We start from the raw sequence: 16867 nt of genomic DNA, 5'->3' as shown, positions 1-16867 counted from the left end.
CATGGATTTACCCATCCTGTCCACCTATCGGCTGCAGCTGCGTGGTGAATCGAGCGGGTCCGCGTTCACCTTCGCCGACGCGGAAAACCTGCTGGACTACCTCGACGACCTCGGGGTGACGCACCTCTACCTGTCCCCGATCATGACCGCGACCACCGGGTCGAGCCACGGCTACGACGTCACCGACCCCACGACCGTGTCCCCCGAGCTGGGCGGCCGTGACGGCCTGGCCCGGCTGTCGGCGGCGGCCCGCGCGCGTGGCCTCGGCCTGGTCGTCGACATCGTGCCCAACCACGTCGGAATCGACCAGCCCCGACAGAACCCGTGGTGGTGGGACGTCCTGCAGAACGGCCGTTCTTCGCCCTACGCAACGTTTTTCGACATCGACTGGGACCTCGACCAGGATGGCCGCATCGTGCTGCCGGTGCTGGGCTCCGACGACGACGTCGCCGACCTGACCGTCGACGGGGCCCTGTTGCGGCTCGGCGATCTCGCGCTACCGATCGCGCCCGGCACCGCCGGGGGCACCGGCCCCGAGGTGCACGATCGTCAGCACTACCGGCTGGTGGGCTGGCGCAACGGCGTGTGCGGCTACCGCCGGTTCTTCTCGATCACCTCGCTGGCGGGACTGCGCCAGGAAGACCGCGCGGTCTTCGACGCCACCCACGCCGAAGTCGGTCGCTGGTTCGCCGAGGGGCTCGTCGACGGGGTGCGCATCGATCACCCCGACGGTCTGTCCGATCCGTGCGGATACCTGGCGTGGTTGCGCGCGTTGGTCGGCCCACAGGCCTGGATCGTGATCGAGAAGATCCTGGCCGTCGACGAGGCCCTCGAGCCCACGCTGCCGGTCGGCGGCACCACGGGTTACGACGTGCTGCGCGAAATCGGCGGCGTCTTCCTGGATCCGCAGGGCGCCCCGGCGCTGACCGCCCTGGTGGAGTCCTCCGGCCTGGACTATGACGCGTTGCCGGGCATGCTCGCCGACCTCAAGATCCGTTCGGCCACCGACACATTGGCCAGCGAGCTGGGCCGGCTGCGCCGCAGCATCGTGGCCGCCGCCGGCGTCGATCACCCGCTGCTGCCCCAGGCGGTGGCCGCGCTGCTCACCCACCTCGGGGTCTACCGCAGCGACTACCCCGGACTGGTCGCGCTGCTGCCCACCGCCCTGGCCGAAACCGAGGCGGCCGCACCGGAATTGGGGCCGGCCCTGCAGGTGCTGGCCGCGGCGCTGGCCCGCGGTGGTGAGCCGGCCACCCGGCTGCAGCAGCTGTGCGGGGCCGTCACCGCCAAGTCGGTCGAGGACTGCCTGTTCTACCGCGACGCCCGGCTGGTTTCGCTGAACGAGGTGGGCGGCGAGCCGCACCGCTTCGGGGTCGGCGCGGCGGAGTTCCACCACAGCGCCGCCACCCGCGCGCGGTTGTGGCCGCAGACCATGACGACGCTGACCACCCATGACACCAAACGCGGTGAGGACGTGCGCGCCCGGATCGGGGTGCTGTCCCAGGTGCCGTCGCTGTGGGCCGAGTTCGTCGCCCGGTGGGAGAACCACGCCCCCTCCCCCGACCCCGCGACCGGACAGTTCCTGTGGCAGAACATCTTCGGCGTGTGGCCGGTGGGCGGTCCCGAAAAGGGAAAAGCCACCGAAGAGCTTCGTGGCCGGCTGCACGGCTACGCGGAGAAGGCCATTCGCGAGGCGGCCTGGCACACCTCGTGGAACGACCCGGACACCGCCTTCGAGGACGCGATACACCGCTGGCTGGACACGGTGCTCGACGGCCCCGTGGCCGGCCAGCTGACCGAGCTTGTCGCGCAACTCAATCCGCACGCCGCCAGCGACGCGCTGGGGCAGAAGCTGCTGGCGCTGACCGTGCCCGGGATACCGGACGTCTACCAGGGCACCGAGCTGTGGGACGACAGCCTGGTCGATCCGGACAACCGCCGCCCCATCGATTACGCGGCCCGGCGCGCCGCCCTGCAGGCGTTGCAGCACCCGAAGATCCGGGTCGTCACCACCGCGCTTCGCGTGCGCCGCGCCCACCCCGACAGCTTCCTGCACGGTGGCTACGAGCCGGTGCTGGCCAACGGCGACGCCGGCGATCACGTGCTGGCCTTCCGCCGGGGCTCAAATGGCGGAGACATCGTGGTCGCGGTGACCCGCTGGACCGTGCGACTGGCCGAAACCGGCTGGGGCAACACCGTGTTGCCGCTGCCCGAGGGCACCTGGAAAGACACGCTCACCGGGGCCGTCGCGGACGGGCCTACCTCGGCGGCCCAACTGTTCGCCGAGCTGCCGGTCGTGCTGCTGGAGCGACACCATGACTGATTTCCAGGTCTGGGCACCCAAGCCCGAGCTGGTTCGGCTCGACGTCGACGGCCGGGTGCACGCGATGACGCCCTCCGCGGACGGCTGGTGGCATGCGAGCGTGGACGCCGCGCCGGATGCCCGCTACGGATACCTGCTCGACGACGACCCCACCGTGCTGCCCGACCCGCGCTCCCCGCGCCAGCCCGAGGGCGTGCACGCCCGCTCGCAGCTGTGGGATCCGGCCGCCGCGGCGTGGACCGACACCGGGTGGGCCGGCCGGTCGGTCGAAGGCGCGGTGATCTACGAGCTACACCTGGGCACGTTCACCGGGGCGGGAACCCTCGACGCCGCCATCGAGAAGCTGGACTATCTGGTGGATCTCGGCGTCGACTTCGTCGAGCTGATGCCGGTGAATTCCTTTGCCGGCAGCCATGGTTGGGGTTACGACGGGGTGCTGTGGTACAGCGTGCACGAGCCGTACGGCGGCCCCGACGCCTTGGTGCGCTTCGTCGACGCCTGCCACGCGAAGGGTTTGGGCGTGCTGATCGACGCGGTGTTCAACCACCTGGGCCCGTCGGGCAACTACCTGCCGCGGTTCGGGCCGTATTTGTCCTCGGCGAGCAACCCGTGGGGTGAGGGCATCAACATCGCCGACGCCGACTCCGACGAGGTCCGCCGCTACATCATCGGTTGCGCGCTGCGCTGGATGCGCGATTTTCATGCCGACGGCCTGCGGCTGGACGCCGTCCACGCGCTGGTGGACACCACCGCCATCCATATCCTCGAGGAGCTTGCCACCGAAACCGATTGGCTGGCACAGCAGTTGGGGCGCCCCCTGTCGCTGATCGCCGAGAGTGACCTCAACGACCCGCGGCTGATCACCCCGCGCGATCGCGGCGGCTACGGCCTGACGGCGCAATGGGCCGACGACATTCACCACGCGATCCACACCGCGGTGTCCGGCGAGCGCCAGGGCTACTACGGCGACTTCGGCAGCCTGGCCACCCTGGCGCAGACGCTGCGCCACGGTTTCTTTCACGCCGCGACGTATTCGTCGTTCCGGCGTCGCCGCCATGGCCGTCCGCTGGACACGACCCAGAAGTCCGGCATCCCGGCCACCCGGCTGGTCGCCTACACCTGCACCCACGACCAGGTCGGCAACCGCGCCCTGGGCGATCGCCCCTCACAGAATCTGACCGGCGGCCAGCTGGCCATCAAGGCCGCCTTGGCGCTCGGGACCCCGTACACCGCAATGCTTTTCATGGGCGAGGAATACGCGGCCTCCACGCCGTTCCAGTTCTTCAGCTCCCATCCCGAACCGGAGCTGGCCCGGGCCACCGCCGAAGGACGCAAGGCCGAGTTCGCCGAGCACGGCTGGGACGCCGACGAGATCCCCGACCCGCAGGATCCCGAGACGTTCGCGCGCTCCAAGCTGAACTGGGACGAGATCGACACGGGCGAGCACGCCCGGCTGCGCGGGCTGTATCGCGACCTGATCGCGTTGCGGCGCACCGACCCGGACCTGGCCGACCCCTGGCTGGAGCACCTCACGGTCGACTACGACCAGGACCAGGGCTGGATCGCCGTGTCGCGCGGGCGGTTGCGCATCGTGTGCAACCTGGGCGCCGAGCCGGTGCGGGTTCCGGTCGGCGGCGACGTCGTGCTGGCCTGGGAGGAGCCGGCCGTCGATGCCGACGGCGCTGTGCTGCAAGGCCATTCGTTCGCCATCTTCGCGGTGCCCGACGGGGCTGTGGATAACTGAGTGGCGGCCGCGCGGCGTCGCCCCCGATGATGCGGCCATGAGTCATTCTGAATTCGGTCACAAGCTGCGGCGGATTTGCTCGCACAATCCGGCCCGCCGCGGCACCCACGCTCGGCGCACCGTGCGCCGCGATACGCCGCCCAACCCCACCATCGAGCTGTTGTGGACCGGCCCCGGGCCCGGCGACGACGACACCGCCTGACCCGGCCGGCTACACGCTCGACCGGCCGGTCGGACGCACGGCCTGGGCGATCGCGTCGGCGAGTGGATCGATCTCCTCGGGCGCCAGGTCCGAGATCGTGAGGCGGATGCCCGCCGGCGACTGCATGCGGAACCGGGCGCCGGGCGCCGCCGCCCAGCCCGCGCCGAGCAGCCGCGAGATCGCGACCGCCTCGTCGGGAACCGGAACCCACACGTTGAGCCCGGAACGCCCGTGCGTGTCCAGACCGCGCTCGGCCAGGGCGTCGCACAGCCGCGACCGGCGGTCGGCGTAGCGCCGCTCCGCGCCGGCGACCAGCTCGGACGCCGCGTCGTCGGACCACAGGCCGACGGCCAGCCCCTGCAACAAGTGGCTCACCCAGCCCGGCCCGAGCCGCAGGCGGCCATGCACGCGCTCGATGGTCCGGCGGTCACCCGCCAGGACGGCCACGCGCAGGTCGGGGCCGTAGGCCTTGGACGCCGAGCGGACGAACGCCCAGTGGGTGGTGCAGCCGGCCAGGGCGTGCAGCGGTACGCCGGCGATGCCCGCGCAGTGATCGTCCTCGACCAGCAGCAGCTCGTCGGCCCGTGGGGCCAACACCTGACGCAGGCTCTCGGCCCGATCCGCCGACAGCGCGGCGCCGGTCGGGTTCTGCGCGCGGTCGGTCAGCACCAGCGCGCGCACCCCGCGCCCCAGCGCCCGGGCCAGGTCGGCGGCCAGCGGCCCGTCGTCGTCCACCCGCACCGGTTCGGCCGAAAGCCCCAGGGCGGCAAGGAGATCGAGCAGGTTGGCCCACCCCGGGTCCTCGACGGCGACCCGATCGCCGGGACGCAGATGCGCGGTGAGTGCGCGTTCGATGCCATCCAGCGCGCCGCTGGTCACTGCCAGGTGCTCGGCGGGCACCCCGCCCGCGGACAGCGCGCGGCGGGCGAACTCCTCGAGCGCCGGCGAGATCGCCGGCTCGCCGTAGAGCACCGGCGCCGCGGGCGCCGGTCCGGAAGGGGCGGCGCCCGCGATGGGCAGCAGGGTGGGGTTCGGGTTGCCGGTCGACAGGTCGCGCACGCCCGCGGGCACGTCGAGCCCGAGCAGCGAACGCGGGGTGGTCGCCGGCCGGTGTCGCACCCGGGTGCCCCGGCGGCCGGCGGTCTCGACCGCCCCACGATCGCGCAGCAGGCGGTAGGCCGCGGCGGCGGTGTTGGCGTTCACGCCGAGTTGCGTGGCCAGCTCGCGGACCGGGGGCAGAGCGTCGCCGGGCGCCAAAGAGCCTGCCGAGATCGCCGCTTCGATGCTGGCGGCTATGGCGTCCGCGCCGCTTCCAGTTATGCTGTTTTGTACTGGCACGCAATTAATTATGTACTAGAACAAACATGAGGGCAATTCCGTGGAAACCGCATACTCACCCACGCCACGCACCACCCCGACCCGCTATCGGGAGCGCGCCCGCTACGACCGTCGCACCGTCCACGACATCCTCGACGAGGCGCTGATCTGCCACCTGGGCTACCTGAGCGCCGGCCGCCCGGTGGTCTTGCCGACGACGCATGCCCGACTCGATGAGACGCTCTACCTGCACGGTTCGACCGGCGGCGGCCCGTTGCTGGCGGCGAAGGCGGCCGGGGCATCGGGCGCCGGCCTACCCGTGTGCGTCACCGCCACTTTGGTCGACGGGCTGGTGCTGGCGCGCTCCGCGATGCACCACTCGGTGAACTTCCGCTCGGTGGTGGTGGTGGGGAATGCGCGCGTGGTCGACGACCCCGCGGAGAAGTCGCGGGCGCTCGGCTGCCTGCTCGATCACATCGCGCCCGGGCGCGCCGCCGACTGCCGGGCCCCCGACGCGCGCGAGCTCGCCGCGACCGGGGTGCTCGCGCTCGACCTCGTCGAGGTGTCGGCCAAGGTGCGCACCGGCCCCCCGGTCGACGACCCGCGGGACCTTCCGCTGCCCCACTGGGCCGGGGTGGTACCGCTGAGCCTGGCTGCCGGGACGCCGATGCCGGCCGACGACCTCGCTCCCGGCACTCCAGCGCCGTCCTACCTGGGCAGGCGTCGAGGCTGACTCACGCCGCCGATTGCCGGTCGCGCGCCCGCCGGGCGTTGTCCCACCAGGTTCCGACGAGCATCACGGCGCCCGCCCAGGCCAGGCCCAGCATCCAGCCCGAGAGCACGTCGCTGACGTAGTGGACACCCAGATACACCCGCGAGAACCCGATCCAAAACACCGACCCGATCGCGATCGCCCACACCGCCACGCGCCCGGTCCACCCGCGGACCAGCCAGCGGGTCAGCAGCCACGCGGAGATGACCATCATCGCGGCGGTGCCGGTCGCGTGTCCGGAGGGAAACGAATACCCGTCCGCGTCGACGAGCGCGAAAGGCAGGGGCGGGCGGTTGCGCCCCACCAACGCCTTGGCGGTGAAGAGCACCAGCGGAACCCCGGCGCCGCACACCAGCGCGAGCACCACCGGCCGCCACGAGCGACACCGCCACCCGGCGACGAGGGAAATCGGGAGGGCGAGCGCAGCCAGGAAAAGCGGGCCACCCGCGTGAGTGATCACCCGCAGCACGGTGGTCAGCCACAGGTCACGGTGGGACGCAAGCCACCGGGTCACCGGGTGGTCGATCACCGCGATGCCGTCGCCCTCGAGCACGTCGTCGAGCACTTCGGTGAAGCCGACCGCCAGCATCACGACGACGGCCAGCCCGAGCAGCAAGGCGACGCCGGCGATCTCGCTCACGGGCAACCGGCGGGCCAGTGCCCGCCCCCTGTCGCCGATCCGGTCGCGCGCCCACGCCAACGTCTCGCCGATCACGGCGGCGCCCGAGACCCGGTCCCACCACCGTCGCAGCAGGCGTCCGCGCCGGGCGACCCAGATGGCCGCCCACACCAGCAGCACGAGCGACACGATGGTGGCGGCGCTGACCAGCCCGAAACCGGAGGCACCCGGTCCGTACGGCTCGTGCATGTATCGCGGCCCCGGTTAGAGCAACAGGTAGCGGTAGGCGGGCGACCCGGGTTTCAGGGTTTCGACGTGCAGCTCCGTCGCGCGCATCCGGGACAGCAGGCCGTCCAGGTCGGCCGACGATCCCAGCTGGATGCCGACCAGCGCCTCGCCGGTCTCCCGGTTGTTGCGCTTGACGTACTCGAAGAGCGTGATGTCGTCGTTGGGTCCGAGCACCTCGTCGAGGAACCGGCGCAGCGCGCCGGGCTCCTGGGGGAAGTCGACCAAAAAGTAGTGCTTGAGGCCGAGGTGGACCAGCGAGCGCTCCAGCACTTCGCCGTAGCGCGAGACGTCGTTGTTGCCGCCGGAGATCAGGCACACCACCGTCGACCCGGGCTCGATATCGGCGTCCAGCAATCCCGTCACCGACAGGGCGCCCGCGGGTTCGGCGATGATGCCCTCGTTCTGGTAGAGGTCGAGCATCGCGGTGCACACCGCCCCCTCGTCGACCGCGGTGATCGACACCATGTCGCCGGCGGCCGCCAGCGCGGCGTAGGTCAGGTCTCCGGCCCGCCGCACCGCGGCGCCGTCGACGAACTGGTCGACGTGGTCGAGCGTCACCGGCTCGCCCGCGGACAGGGCGGCCATCATCGCCGCGGCACCGGCCGGCTCGACGCCGAGCACCGACGTGTTCTCGGTCCGCTCGGCGAGGTAGCTGGTGATGCCGGCGATGCAGCCGCCGCCGCCCACCGGGACCACCACCAGATCCGGCTCGGTCTCGAGTTGATCGAGCAGTTCGACGGCAATGGTGCCCTGGCCCGCGATGGTGCGCAGGTCGTCATACGGCGGCACCAAGGTGGCGCCGGTGCTTTCCACGTCGGCCAGCGCGGCTTCGGCGGCAAGGTCGTAGGTCGTGCCGCCGACGATCAGGTCGATGAATTCCCCGCCGTGGTAGCGGATCCGGTCGCGCTTTTGCATGGGCGTCTTGGCGGGCACGTAGACGCGGCCGTGCACCTGCAACATCCGGCACGCGTAGGCGAAGCCCTGGGCGTGGTTGCCCGCCGACGAGCACACCACACCCGCGGCCAGCTCCGTCTCCGACAACTGGACCAGCAGGTTATAGGCGCCGCGCAGCTTGTAGGACCGGACGATCTGCAGGTCCTCGCGCTTGAGATAGACCTGCGCGCCGGTGATGGCCGACAGCCGGTCGCTGAACTGCAACGGGGTCGGCGTCACGACGGCCGCGATCCGCTTGGCCGCGGTGTCGATGTCAGCCCCGGAAACGAGACGCAGCGACGCGACGCTCGGGGGACGGCTCAATTCAGCGGACACTGATCAATGGTGCCATGCCAGCTGGCCAACTCCGGAATTCAGCCGACCGGGGTCAGCACGAACACCGGGATCTGGCGGTCGGTCTTGGTCTGGTACTCGGCGTAGTCCGGCCAGGCCTCGACGGCCCGCTCCCACCAGGTGGCCTTCTCGTCGCCGAAGACCTCCCGGGCGTCGTAGTCGCGGGTGACCGAGCCATCCTGCAACTCCACCCGGGGGTTCTTCTTGATGTTGTGGTACCAGACCGGGTTTTTCGGCGCCCCGCCGAGCGAGGCGACGACGGCGTACTGGCCGTCGTGCTCGACCCGCATCAGCGGTGTCCTGCGGAGTTTGCCGGTCTTGGCGCCGACGGTGGTCAGCAGGATGATCGGCTTGCCCTTCATGTCGGCGGCCTCGGCTCCCCCCGACTCGGCGTACTTGTCGGCTTGCTCGCGGGACCAATCCCAGGGCGACGGCTCGTACTCTCCGGAAAGCGGCATGTGACCAAGTTTAAGCGCGGCGCGCGGGGCGCTTTTGCCACATCGGTCGCGCCGGCGGGAGCGCCGCGCGGGGTCCCCCGCTAGTGCGGCTGCTCGGGTTGGGGCGCGTCGAACGGACGAAGGCGGCGCCGCGTCTGGTGGTCGTCCGCCCCGGACTCGCCGTCGGCGTGCCTGCCCCGGGTGTAATCGCCCTGCCACGGCACCCGCTCGCCGGCGGGGCCGTCGGCCTCCTCCTGCTCGCGTCCCAGCGCGCCGCGTGAGCCCAGGAAGAACTCGTGCTTGCGGTGCAGTTCTTCGTCGGACTCGATGGGCCTGAGCTCGGGCACGAACTCTTCCAGCTCGGCCCGGCGCTGCGGAACGATCATGCAGATCGGCTCGTCGACCTCGAACCGCACCGGCATGAATTCTCGGGTGAATTTCCAGTTCATGCTGAAACTCGAAGTGGACCAGTCGGTTTCGACGATTCCTTCCAACGCGGAGATGGCGTCCTTCGGGTGATTCGCGGGCCCGCGCACCAACAGGTTGTAGCCCGGCGGGGTGCGAAACAGCATCGGCAGATGCCAGGTCAAGATGCCGTAGCCGAAGTGGCTGGAGGGCAGGAACTGGCCGCTCTCGCGGGTGTCGGGCGCGATCATCAGGCTGGTGCGGTCGTCCCCGCCCATCCACGTCGCGGTAAACGCGTTGCGGTTGCGCACTTCCCAGCCGCTCTGATTGGCGATGAGCATCGGCAGGCACCGGTGGGGCCAGCCCTGACGCATCTCCGACATCCACGTCCGCCCGATCGGCGCGGGGGTGATCTGCGGCGCGATCTCATGGGTGATGTACCCGATCAGCGGGCGGGCCTGCCCGGCGGACTTCTCACTCATCAGATCCTCGCTTCACCGATAGGGCCCACGCACTATCGCGACCAAACGTTAACGGTCCGTGAACCCCGGCGCCGCGCGAAAACTTCGACTATCGCGTTCTGGCCAGCTCCGCGATGGTGTTGACGCGCCGGACTGCGGTGGCGATCTCGTCGGCGAACTCGCGCCGGCGTCGGGCGATGTCCGGCTCCGCGACGCCGTCGACCAACTCGCGATGCCGGGCCAAGCGCAGCGCCGTCTTGAACAACTCCATCGACCGCGACTCGGCGCTGGCGATCCTGCGCTGCAGCTCCCACTGCTTGCCGACCTCGAGACACTCCGCGAGAAACGCGTCCTCGTCGAACGATTCGTCGTCGTAGGCGGCGAGCCGGTCGGCGACGATGTGGTAGGCGTCGAGGAAGGGGCGCAGCACGAGGTGCGCCAGCAGGACGTCGGCCTTTTCCAGCAGACCGCGCACATCGGCCGCGCGGGCCGCCTTGCGGGTGTCTTCCACCCGCCCAATCAGGCGCACCTCGTCGGCGAGTTCCTTCTCGAACTGCGCGCGCGCCGAGAACAGAAACTCGAATTTCAGCAGCTCGCGCAGGCGCAGCGCCTCATCGCGCACAGCCGTCGGCTGGACCAGACCCTCCACCGAGCCCTCGGCGTCTTCGACGGCGGCCAGCAGCGCGGTCTCGGCGATCGCGCGGTCGACGACGATGTGAATGGCCGCGTTGCGGTAGAACGCCGCCACCAGGTGCTGCTCGGCCCCGATGCCCCAGACCGGTTCGGTGCCGGCGTCGTACACGCTGACGACGCCGGAGGCGACCAACTGGTGCAGGGTCCAGCGGATGGTGGAGCGGTTCGTCAGGTCGGCGGCCCCGGCAACCGTCCAGTTGCGCGCCGCGATGTAGCTCGCCAGCGGCCGCACGGTCGCCAGCACCTCGCTGATGGACAGTGAGCGGTCGGCGCCCAGCAGCGCGAGGCTCACCACCGCGGTCGGGGTGACCGGCGTGGCGCGGTTGATCCGGTGCTCGACGTCCAGCGCGATGCGTTCGATCTCGGTGCTGGCGCCGGACTCCTCTGCGCGCAGCTCCTCGAGGCGCTTGCGCAGCGGCAGCGGTTCACCGAAGTCGAGGTAGGCGCGGCCGAGCCGCTCACCCTGCTGGCGCGCCAATCGGATCAGGAAGCGAAAATCTTCGGGCCGCTTCGTCGCGCCGTAGGCCTCGGTGGTCATGGCTTCCACCTCGTGCAGCTGGTCGTACACGATCGACGTCGGCACCAAATACACCTCGGGACCGTCGATTTCGTCGACGGCATCGGCGATGTAGCGCAAGATCCCGAACACCGGCGGCCGCAGCTTGCCCGTCCTGGTCCGGCCGCCCTCGATGGACCACGTCATGTTGGCGTGGTCTTGCACCAGCTGCGCGGCATACGCGCGCAAGACGAAGCGGTAGACGGGAATGTCTTTGGTCTGGCGCCGGATGAAGATTGTCCCGGTGCGCTTGGCCCAGGCGCCCATCGGGAAGAAGTTCAGGTTGGCGCCGCCGAACGTGAGCGCCGGCGAGAGCCGGTTGGCCTGGATCACCTCGGGCAACAACAGCCCGTCCAGATACGAGCGATGCGAAAAGGCAAACGCCAGAGTGGCTTTGCGGTCCAGTTTGCGCAGCTGGGCGATCTGATCCTCGTCGACCAGCACGTCGTAGGCCCGCATCAGCCAGCAACTGAAGCTGCGCCAGGCGCGCACCGCCCGCTCGTCCAGCGAGGGCGCCATCTCCCGCAGGTAGGACGCGGCCTCGGCGCGCACGGCGGGAAGATCGCGGCCGAGGTCGTCGGCCAGCTTGCTCAGCCGCTCGTCATACCATGGGGCGCCCAGCAATTGGGCGACCTCGGCGGGGTCGGTCGCCAGCGGTGTCGTCGACTCCTCGATGAACCCGGTGCGCTGCAACAACTTTCGCATGCCGACGCGGCCGAGCTCCCGGGCGCTGCCCGCCGGCCCGCCGATCATGCCGGCACCGTTGCGGCGTCGGAGGGCTCGTGCACCTCCGGGTGCGGGTCACGGGCGTAGAGCTGTTCGATCTCGTCGGCGTACTTCGTCATGATGGGCTTGCGCTTGAGCTTCATCGTCAGCGTGATCTCGTCGCCACCGGGCTCCCACAGCGTCGGCAGGATGCGGAACCGCTTGATCTGTTCCACCCGCGACAGTTTCGCGTTGCCCGCCGCCACCCCGGCGGCGATCTGGGCGACGACCTCCGGGTCGGCCGCCAGCGCGGCGGGTGACGCGTCGGGCAGTCCGTGTTGGGCGGCATACGGGCCAACAGAGTCGGCGTCGAAGACCATCAGCGCGGTGTTGTAGGGCCGCCCGTCGCCGATGGTGATCATCACCCCGACCATCGGGCACGCGGCCAGGATGGCGTTCTCGATGTTGGCCGGCGACATGTTCTTTCCGGCCGCGTTGATGATCAATTCCTTCTTCCGGTCCACCACCCGCAGATAGCCCTGCGCGTCGGCCTCGAGAATGTCGCCGGTGTGCAGCCACCCGTCGGCGTCGATGGCCTCGGCCGTCTTCGCCGGTTCCTTGCGGTAGCCCTTCATCACCAGCGGGCCGCGCACCAGAAACTCGCCGTCGTCGGCGATCTTGCCCTCCAGCCCGGGGAGCAGCTTGCCGACGGAGCCCAGCCGCGTGTCCTTCGGATGCGCCACGCTGGCAGCGCAACTCAGCTCCGACATGCCCCAGACCTCGCAGATCGGGATCCCGATCCCGGCAAAAAACGCCAGCGTCTCCCGCGGGATGGGCGCCGCTCCCGATACCGCCCAACGCAGTTCGCCGAAGCCCAGCCGCTCGCGCAGCTTCGACAACACCAGCTCGTCGGCCTTGGCCCATTCGGCGGCCAGCTCGTCCGGCATCGCCGCACCGGCCACCAGGACGTCGGCGCGCCGGGCGGCCACCGACATCGCCCACTGCAGCGCCTGGCGCCTGACGTCGTCCGTCTCGCTGGCGATGGTGAATTCGATTCCCGCCTTGAGCTTTTCCCATATCCGCGGCACCGCCGCCCAGACGGTGGGCCGCACGTCGGCCAGCGCGGCGGCGATGGCGCGCGGGTCGTCGACCACGGTGACCTGGGCCCCGAACACCTCCAGGGAATACAGGGCCATCATCCGGTCCGCGATGTGCGCCGGGGGGAGGTACGACGTGGTCCGATCCCCGAACCGGCTGCCGAGAACGGTGTCCAAGCCGTACGACTCGAACAGCAGGTTGGCGTGGGTCATCTCCACGCCCTTGGGGTTTCCGGTGGTCCCGGAGGTGTAGATGAGGGTGGCGACGTCGCCGAGTTGCACCGCCCGCCAGGTGGATTCGAAGTCGAAGTCCTCCTGCGCGGCGGCATAAAGGTCGTTTACCGAAAGGGTGCCGGGCGGCGAACCGTCGATGCAGACGATGTGCTCGATGGGTGCGCCGCTGGCGCGGATGCGGTCCACGTACTGCGCCTCGCAGATGGCGACCTTGGTACCGGCATTGTCGAACAGATACGTCAGCTGCTCGGCCGGCAACGTGTTGTACACCGAAAACGATGTGGCGCCGAGGTGTTGGGCGCCGATTTCGAATGGGTAGAACTCGATCCGGTTGGCCATCATCAGCGATACCGTGTCGCCCCGCCGCAGCCCCAGACCCGCCAGCCCGGCGGCGACCTGGCGCACCTGCGTCGCGAGGTCTCGCCACGTCAACGTCTGGGTGTCGCCGGGTGTGCGGAGCGCGACGGCATCCGGGTCGATCGCGGCGGTGCGCTGGAACGCCTCGCACAGGGTGGCCGGATGCGCGGCTGTCGTCATTTCCGTAGCGTACGTCGGTGGTCAGCGGGCACGGAATACATTGGCCGAAGTCTTCGGTGCGGCAACGACGCCGCTCAGGCCACCGAGTACGTTGTCGATCATGCCGTCCGATCCGGGTTTTGACGCACACGAGCTTTCCCCACTGGAGCAGACCGCGTTGCTGACCCAGTACGCGCGAGCGCTCGACAGCCGTTGGCCACGGCCCATCCTGGGCGACACGCTCGCCGACGACACCGTCCGCAAGATCGACTACGACTTCGCCGCGCTCGGCATCACCAGGAGCGTGGTGTGCCAGTCGGCCCTGCGCGCCAAGATGCTCGACGAGCGGGTCCGGGTTTTCACTGCCGCCCATCCCGATGCGGTCGTCGTGGACCTCGGCGCCGGTTTGGACACGGGCCTGTTTCGGGTCGCCCCGCCCGCCACGGTGGACTGGTACAGCGTCGACCTGCCGGGTGTCATCGCGTTGCGCGACAAGTTGCTGCCGACGAGCCGGCAGGCTCACTCGATCGTTGCATCGGTGGCCGACGAGAGCTGGCCGCACACGATCCCCGGCGATCGGCCGACCATGGTCATCGCGGACGGGCTGTTCGCGTTCTTGTCCGAGCCGGTGATCGTCGGCGTCTTCCGTCGCATCACCGAGCACTTCAACTCCGGGGAGCTGGCCTTCAACGACTACGGGCACATCGGTTGGTTCAGCCGGCTTGCGATCAAGCTGGCTCCACAGCAGATGTTCAGCCAGGTCGGTGCGCAGTGGGGCTATCCGGGCTTCAAAGACGCGCGGGTGCCGCAGACGTGGAATCCGCGGTTGACGCTGGTCGAAGAATCCAGCCTGGCGCACGCTCCTGAGGTCGAGTTGTTTCCGGGCTGGATTCGGTTGGCTACCAAGGTGTCCGGAAAGTTCAAAGCGTCTGCCCGTAAAGCGCGGATACTCCGTTACCGGTTCTAGCCGGCTCCGGCCGGTCGTGCGGTGTGAATGCCGCAGGTGCAGGCGTCTATTGAGGGGCAGGTGCAGCGCATCCCCCACTCGATGACGGCCCGGGCCCGGGCCAGCGACTCCAGCTGGGCGTCGATCTCGGCGAGTTTCGCCTCGGCGAGGGCGCGGCTGGCCGGCCGGCCCGGCGCGTCGTCGGCGAACAGGAGCTGGATTTCGTCGAGCGAGAAGCCCGCGGACTTGCACAGCGCGATCACCTCGAGCCGGGACAGAATCGAGTCGTCGTAGCGGCGCTGACCTCCCCGCCGCGTCGGCTCGGGCACCAGGCCGATCTGCTCGTAGTAGCGCAGCGTCGTCGCGGCGACCCCGGTTTCGCGGGAGATCTCTCCGATGGTGCGGCCTCCGGCCATCGCGCCTCCCGAGGATCCGATGCTTGACTTAGAGCCAACTCTAAGTCCTTGACTGTGGTTATGGCTATCCCCTCACGCCCCTCACGAGCGGACCTGGACGGTTCCCGCTACGCCCTGCTCCGGTCCTTCCGCCGCGACGGCACCCCCGTCGACACCCCGATCTGGTTCGCGTTCGACGCCGGCGGGTTGCTGTTCCGAACGAAGGTGGGCCCGAAGACGCGGCGGCTGGCCGCGCGCGGCGACGTCGAACTGGCGGCCTGCGATTACCGCGGCCGGGTGCGGGCGGGCGCACCGTCCTGGCTGGCCGGCCGCGCCACCGTCCTGTCCGGCGCCGACGCCGAGCGCGCGAACCGCGTGCTGCACCGGCGCTACGGCTGGCAGTGGAACGTCGTGCCGCTGATCAAGGTCCCGGGCGTGACCAACGTGCACCAGGATCTGTGCGTGCGCGAGAAGCTGCGGCGCGCCCGCGACCGCGCGGTGTGGCCGGACAGCGTCATCGTGCGGGTGGAGCTCACCTGAGCGTTTGCGAGCGTGCGCGTTTGTACGACGACGCGCCGTCGACGCTGTACATCGGCACCCTCATGGGAAAATGGTGAACCCTGGATGGCCCTTCGCCAGGCCACCATGTGCGGCGCGTCAGCGGGGACGAGGCGTGCCGCCGAAAGGCATTGCGCCTCGGTGGTATCGGGGCGCTGGCGTGCCAGTGGGCCCGCGTTATTCCTGCGTCGGGCACATCATCATGTCGAGCCACGTCTCGGCCGGACGTAGTTTGGATGCTCCCGCGGCAAAGATCCCCACCTCACCGCTGGGGTCGAGGAATTTGCCGGAGCTGGGGTCATAGGTGACGCCCATGGGACCCTGAGCCTGTGGCGCCGGCGATGGTGGCGGTCCAGGCACGTTGGTCGGAACCGGGTCCGGACGCTGTCCATAGGGCGGCACAACCCGGTCAGGCGGTGGGCTAAAAGGCAGTGGCGGCGGTGGCGGGCCGCCCACGGGCGGTACTTGCAACGGAAACGGCGCGATCGGCGCCGGCCCCGGCCCCGTAGGCACACCGGGTGGAAGTTGGACGACCGGTGGCCCCGGGTCATAGTCGGCGCCAGGGGGTATGAGCGGGAACTTGTTGGGCGGCAAGGTGTTCCTGGGATTCGGTACGGGCGTGTCAAGGGGTACCGGAGGCCCGCGCCACGCATTACGGCCGATGGGCACGTAGCCCTTCGGGTCGCGACACAGCTGAATCGTCGGTGCACGTTTGCCGGGAAATTCCTGGCACGGGTAATTGCGGGCGCCTCGGACAACAACTGGGTCGCTCTGCGGCACTTTGCAATACATGTCGCCTGGAATGTCCCGGACCGTTTCGTCGGCGGGCGAGCGAATCAGCGGCGCGGGGATGAACCCCACACTGCACGGCGGCGGATCCTGGAGGGCAAGCTTGAAGTCGGCGCGCGCACCTTCGTCGAAGGGAACCTGTTGAGCGATAGTGAGCAAGACGGCTGTCATCGCGGGAAAGATCACCAGCACCTGTTCGAGCGACTTTCTGTAGATGACACCGATGCGGCCGAAGTTTGCGAGATTGGCGGCCAGCATCGGGAAGTCCGGGCGGATGTCTCGCATTGTGTCGCCGACCTGGGGGGCCACCTCGGGCACGATCTGGAGCAGGTTACTGATTTGTGGGGCAGCCCCTCGGACATGTCCGGTGAAGCGGGCCGCGCCGTCGGCAAGTCTTCTGATCGCGTCGCCGCTGCGGATCTGAGTATCAAGGAACGGTCCGACTTGATCAATCAGGCCCGCGATATCGTCACCGTGGGCATTGGCCGCGTCGGCTAATAGCCGCGCTGACTGGATCAGACGT

General features: G+C 69.7%; 15 protein-coding genes. 6 read left to right on the top strand and 9 right to left on the bottom strand.

Annotated features, from left to right (window positions below):
* The first annotated feature begins 1 nt into the window (after position 1).
* Genes treY through JF781_RS22455 form a run of 3 tightly spaced genes read left to right on the top strand, consistent with a single transcriptional unit; the run spans position 2 to position 4269 of the window.
* Positions 2-2323: a malto-oligosyltrehalose synthase gene (gene treY, locus JF781_RS22465; RefSeq protein WP_225329695.1), complete on the top strand. Its 2322-nt coding sequence runs from the start codon at positions 2-4 to the stop codon at positions 2321-2323.
* Positions 2316-4067: a malto-oligosyltrehalose trehalohydrolase gene (gene treZ / locus JF781_RS22460; protein ID WP_225329696.1), complete on the top strand. Its 1752-nt coding sequence runs from the start codon at positions 2316-2318 to the stop codon at positions 4065-4067. The genes treY and treZ overlap by 8 nt, the downstream gene beginning before the upstream one ends.
* Positions 4068-4104: 37 nt before the next feature.
* The gene (locus JF781_RS22455; RefSeq protein WP_225329697.1) at positions 4105-4269 is read left to right on the top strand and encodes a hypothetical protein; all 165 of its coding nucleotides are present in this window, start codon (positions 4105-4107) and stop codon (positions 4267-4269) included.
* A 9-nt stretch (positions 4270-4278) separates the two neighbouring features.
* Here JF781_RS22455 and JF781_RS22450 read toward each other — a convergent pair whose 3' ends face one another.
* Entirely contained in the window at positions 4279-5607 is a 1329-nt protein-coding gene (locus JF781_RS22450; protein WP_225329698.1) for an aminotransferase class I/II-fold pyridoxal phosphate-dependent enzyme, read from the bottom strand.
* Between the two features lie 40 nt (positions 5608-5647).
* Here JF781_RS22450 and JF781_RS22445 point away from each other — a divergent pair, with 40 nt between their 5' ends.
* The gene (locus tag JF781_RS22445; protein WP_225329699.1) at positions 5648-6319 is read left to right on the top strand and encodes a pyridoxamine 5'-phosphate oxidase family protein; all 672 of its coding nucleotides are present in this window, start codon (positions 5648-5650) and stop codon (positions 6317-6319) included.
* 1 nt (position 6320) lies between these two features.
* Here the strand turns inward: JF781_RS22445 and JF781_RS22440 are convergent, their stop codons facing one another.
* From JF781_RS22440 to fadD11, 6 genes are all read right to left on the bottom strand, one after another.
* Positions 6321-7226, bottom strand: a complete 906-nt coding sequence (locus JF781_RS22440; RefSeq protein WP_225329700.1) for a phosphatase PAP2 family protein — start codon at positions 7224-7226, stop codon at positions 6321-6323.
* Between the two features lie 15 nt (positions 7227-7241).
* A complete protein-coding gene (ilvA, locus tag JF781_RS22435) occupies positions 7242-8534 on the bottom strand; it encodes a threonine ammonia-lyase (protein WP_225329701.1) in 1293 nt (430 codons plus the stop codon).
* Between the two features lie 38 nt (positions 8535-8572).
* Positions 8573-9010: a nitroreductase family deazaflavin-dependent oxidoreductase gene (locus tag JF781_RS22430; protein WP_225329702.1), complete on the bottom strand. Its 438-nt coding sequence runs from the start codon at positions 9008-9010 to the stop codon at positions 8573-8575.
* 80 nt (positions 9011-9090) lie between these two features.
* Positions 9091-9876: a DUF6065 family protein gene (locus JF781_RS22425; protein ID WP_225329703.1), complete on the bottom strand. Its 786-nt coding sequence runs from the start codon at positions 9874-9876 to the stop codon at positions 9091-9093.
* 88 nt (positions 9877-9964) lie between these two features.
* Positions 9965-11857 (bottom strand): lysophospholipid acyltransferase, encoded by a 1893-nt coding sequence (locus JF781_RS22420; RefSeq protein WP_225329704.1) that lies wholly within the window; start codon positions 11855-11857, stop codon positions 9965-9967.
* Positions 11854-13677, bottom strand: coding sequence for a fatty acid--CoA ligase FadD11 (fadD11, locus tag JF781_RS22415; RefSeq protein ID WP_225329705.1), 1824 nt, complete (start codon positions 13675-13677; stop codon positions 11854-11856). The genes JF781_RS22420 and fadD11 overlap by 4 nt, the downstream gene beginning before the upstream one ends.
* A 100-nt stretch (positions 13678-13777) precedes the next feature.
* Here fadD11 and JF781_RS22410 point away from each other — a divergent pair, with 100 nt between their 5' ends.
* A complete protein-coding gene (locus JF781_RS22410; RefSeq protein ID WP_225329706.1) occupies positions 13778-14623 on the top strand; it encodes a class I SAM-dependent methyltransferase in 846 nt (281 codons plus the stop codon).
* Here the strand turns inward: JF781_RS22410 and JF781_RS22405 are convergent.
* Entirely contained in the window at positions 14620-15018 is a 399-nt protein-coding gene (locus JF781_RS22405) for a helix-turn-helix domain-containing protein (RefSeq protein WP_225329707.1), read from the bottom strand. The genes JF781_RS22410 and JF781_RS22405 overlap by 4 nt on opposite strands.
* A gap of 60 nt (positions 15019-15078) precedes the next feature.
* Between JF781_RS22405 and JF781_RS22400 the strand changes: the two genes are divergently transcribed.
* Complete coding sequence (locus tag JF781_RS22400) at positions 15079-15537, top strand: PPOX class F420-dependent oxidoreductase (protein ID WP_225329708.1); 459 nt, start codon at positions 15079-15081, stop codon at positions 15535-15537.
* A gap of 195 nt (positions 15538-15732) precedes the next feature.
* Here the strand turns inward: JF781_RS22400 and JF781_RS22395 are convergent.
* Positions 15733-16867: mammalian cell entry protein (locus JF781_RS22395; protein ID WP_225330672.1), on the bottom strand; the 1135-nt coding region annotated here is incomplete at its 5' end.

It is taken from the genome of Mycobacterium sp. WUMAC-067 (assembly GCF_020217485.1).
Lineage (GTDB): Bacteria > Actinomycetota > Actinomycetes > Mycobacteriales > Mycobacteriaceae > Mycobacterium.
The sequence above is the reverse complement of the archived record's forward strand: the minus strand, read 5'-3'. Positions and strand labels throughout refer to the sequence as shown.

Coding starts and splice junctions, on each gene's coding strand:
- treY (WP_225329695.1), top strand. CDS start 2: ATGGATTTACCCATCCTGTCCACCTATCGGCTGCAGCTGCGTGGTGAA.
- treZ (WP_225329696.1), top strand. CDS start 2,316: ATGACTGATTTCCAGGTCTGGGCACCCAAGCCCGAGCTGGTTCGGCTC.
- JF781_RS22455 (WP_225329697.1), top strand. CDS start 4,105: ATGAGTCATTCTGAATTCGGTCACAAGCTGCGGCGGATTTGCTCGCAC.
- JF781_RS22440 (WP_225329700.1), bottom strand. CDS start 7,226: ATGCACGAGCCGTACGGACCGGGTGCCTCCGGTTTCGGGCTGGTCAGC.
- JF781_RS22430 (WP_225329702.1), bottom strand. CDS start 9,010: ATGCCGCTTTCCGGAGAGTACGAGCCGTCGCCCTGGGATTGGTCCCGC.
- JF781_RS22425 (WP_225329703.1), bottom strand. CDS start 9,876: ATGAGTGAGAAGTCCGCCGGGCAGGCCCGCCCGCTGATCGGGTACATC.
- JF781_RS22420 (WP_225329704.1), bottom strand. CDS start 11,857: ATGATCGGCGGGCCGGCGGGCAGCGCCCGGGAGCTCGGCCGCGTCGGC.
- fadD11 (WP_225329705.1), bottom strand. CDS start 13,677: ATGACGACAGCCGCGCATCCGGCCACCCTGTGCGAGGCGTTCCAGCGC.
- JF781_RS22410 (WP_225329706.1), top strand. CDS start 13,778: ATGCCGTCCGATCCGGGTTTTGACGCACACGAGCTTTCCCCACTGGAG.
- JF781_RS22405 (WP_225329707.1), bottom strand. CDS start 15,018: ATGGCCGGAGGCCGCACCATCGGAGAGATCTCCCGCGAAACCGGGGTC.
- JF781_RS22400 (WP_225329708.1), top strand. CDS start 15,079: ATGGCTATCCCCTCACGCCCCTCACGAGCGGACCTGGACGGTTCCCGC.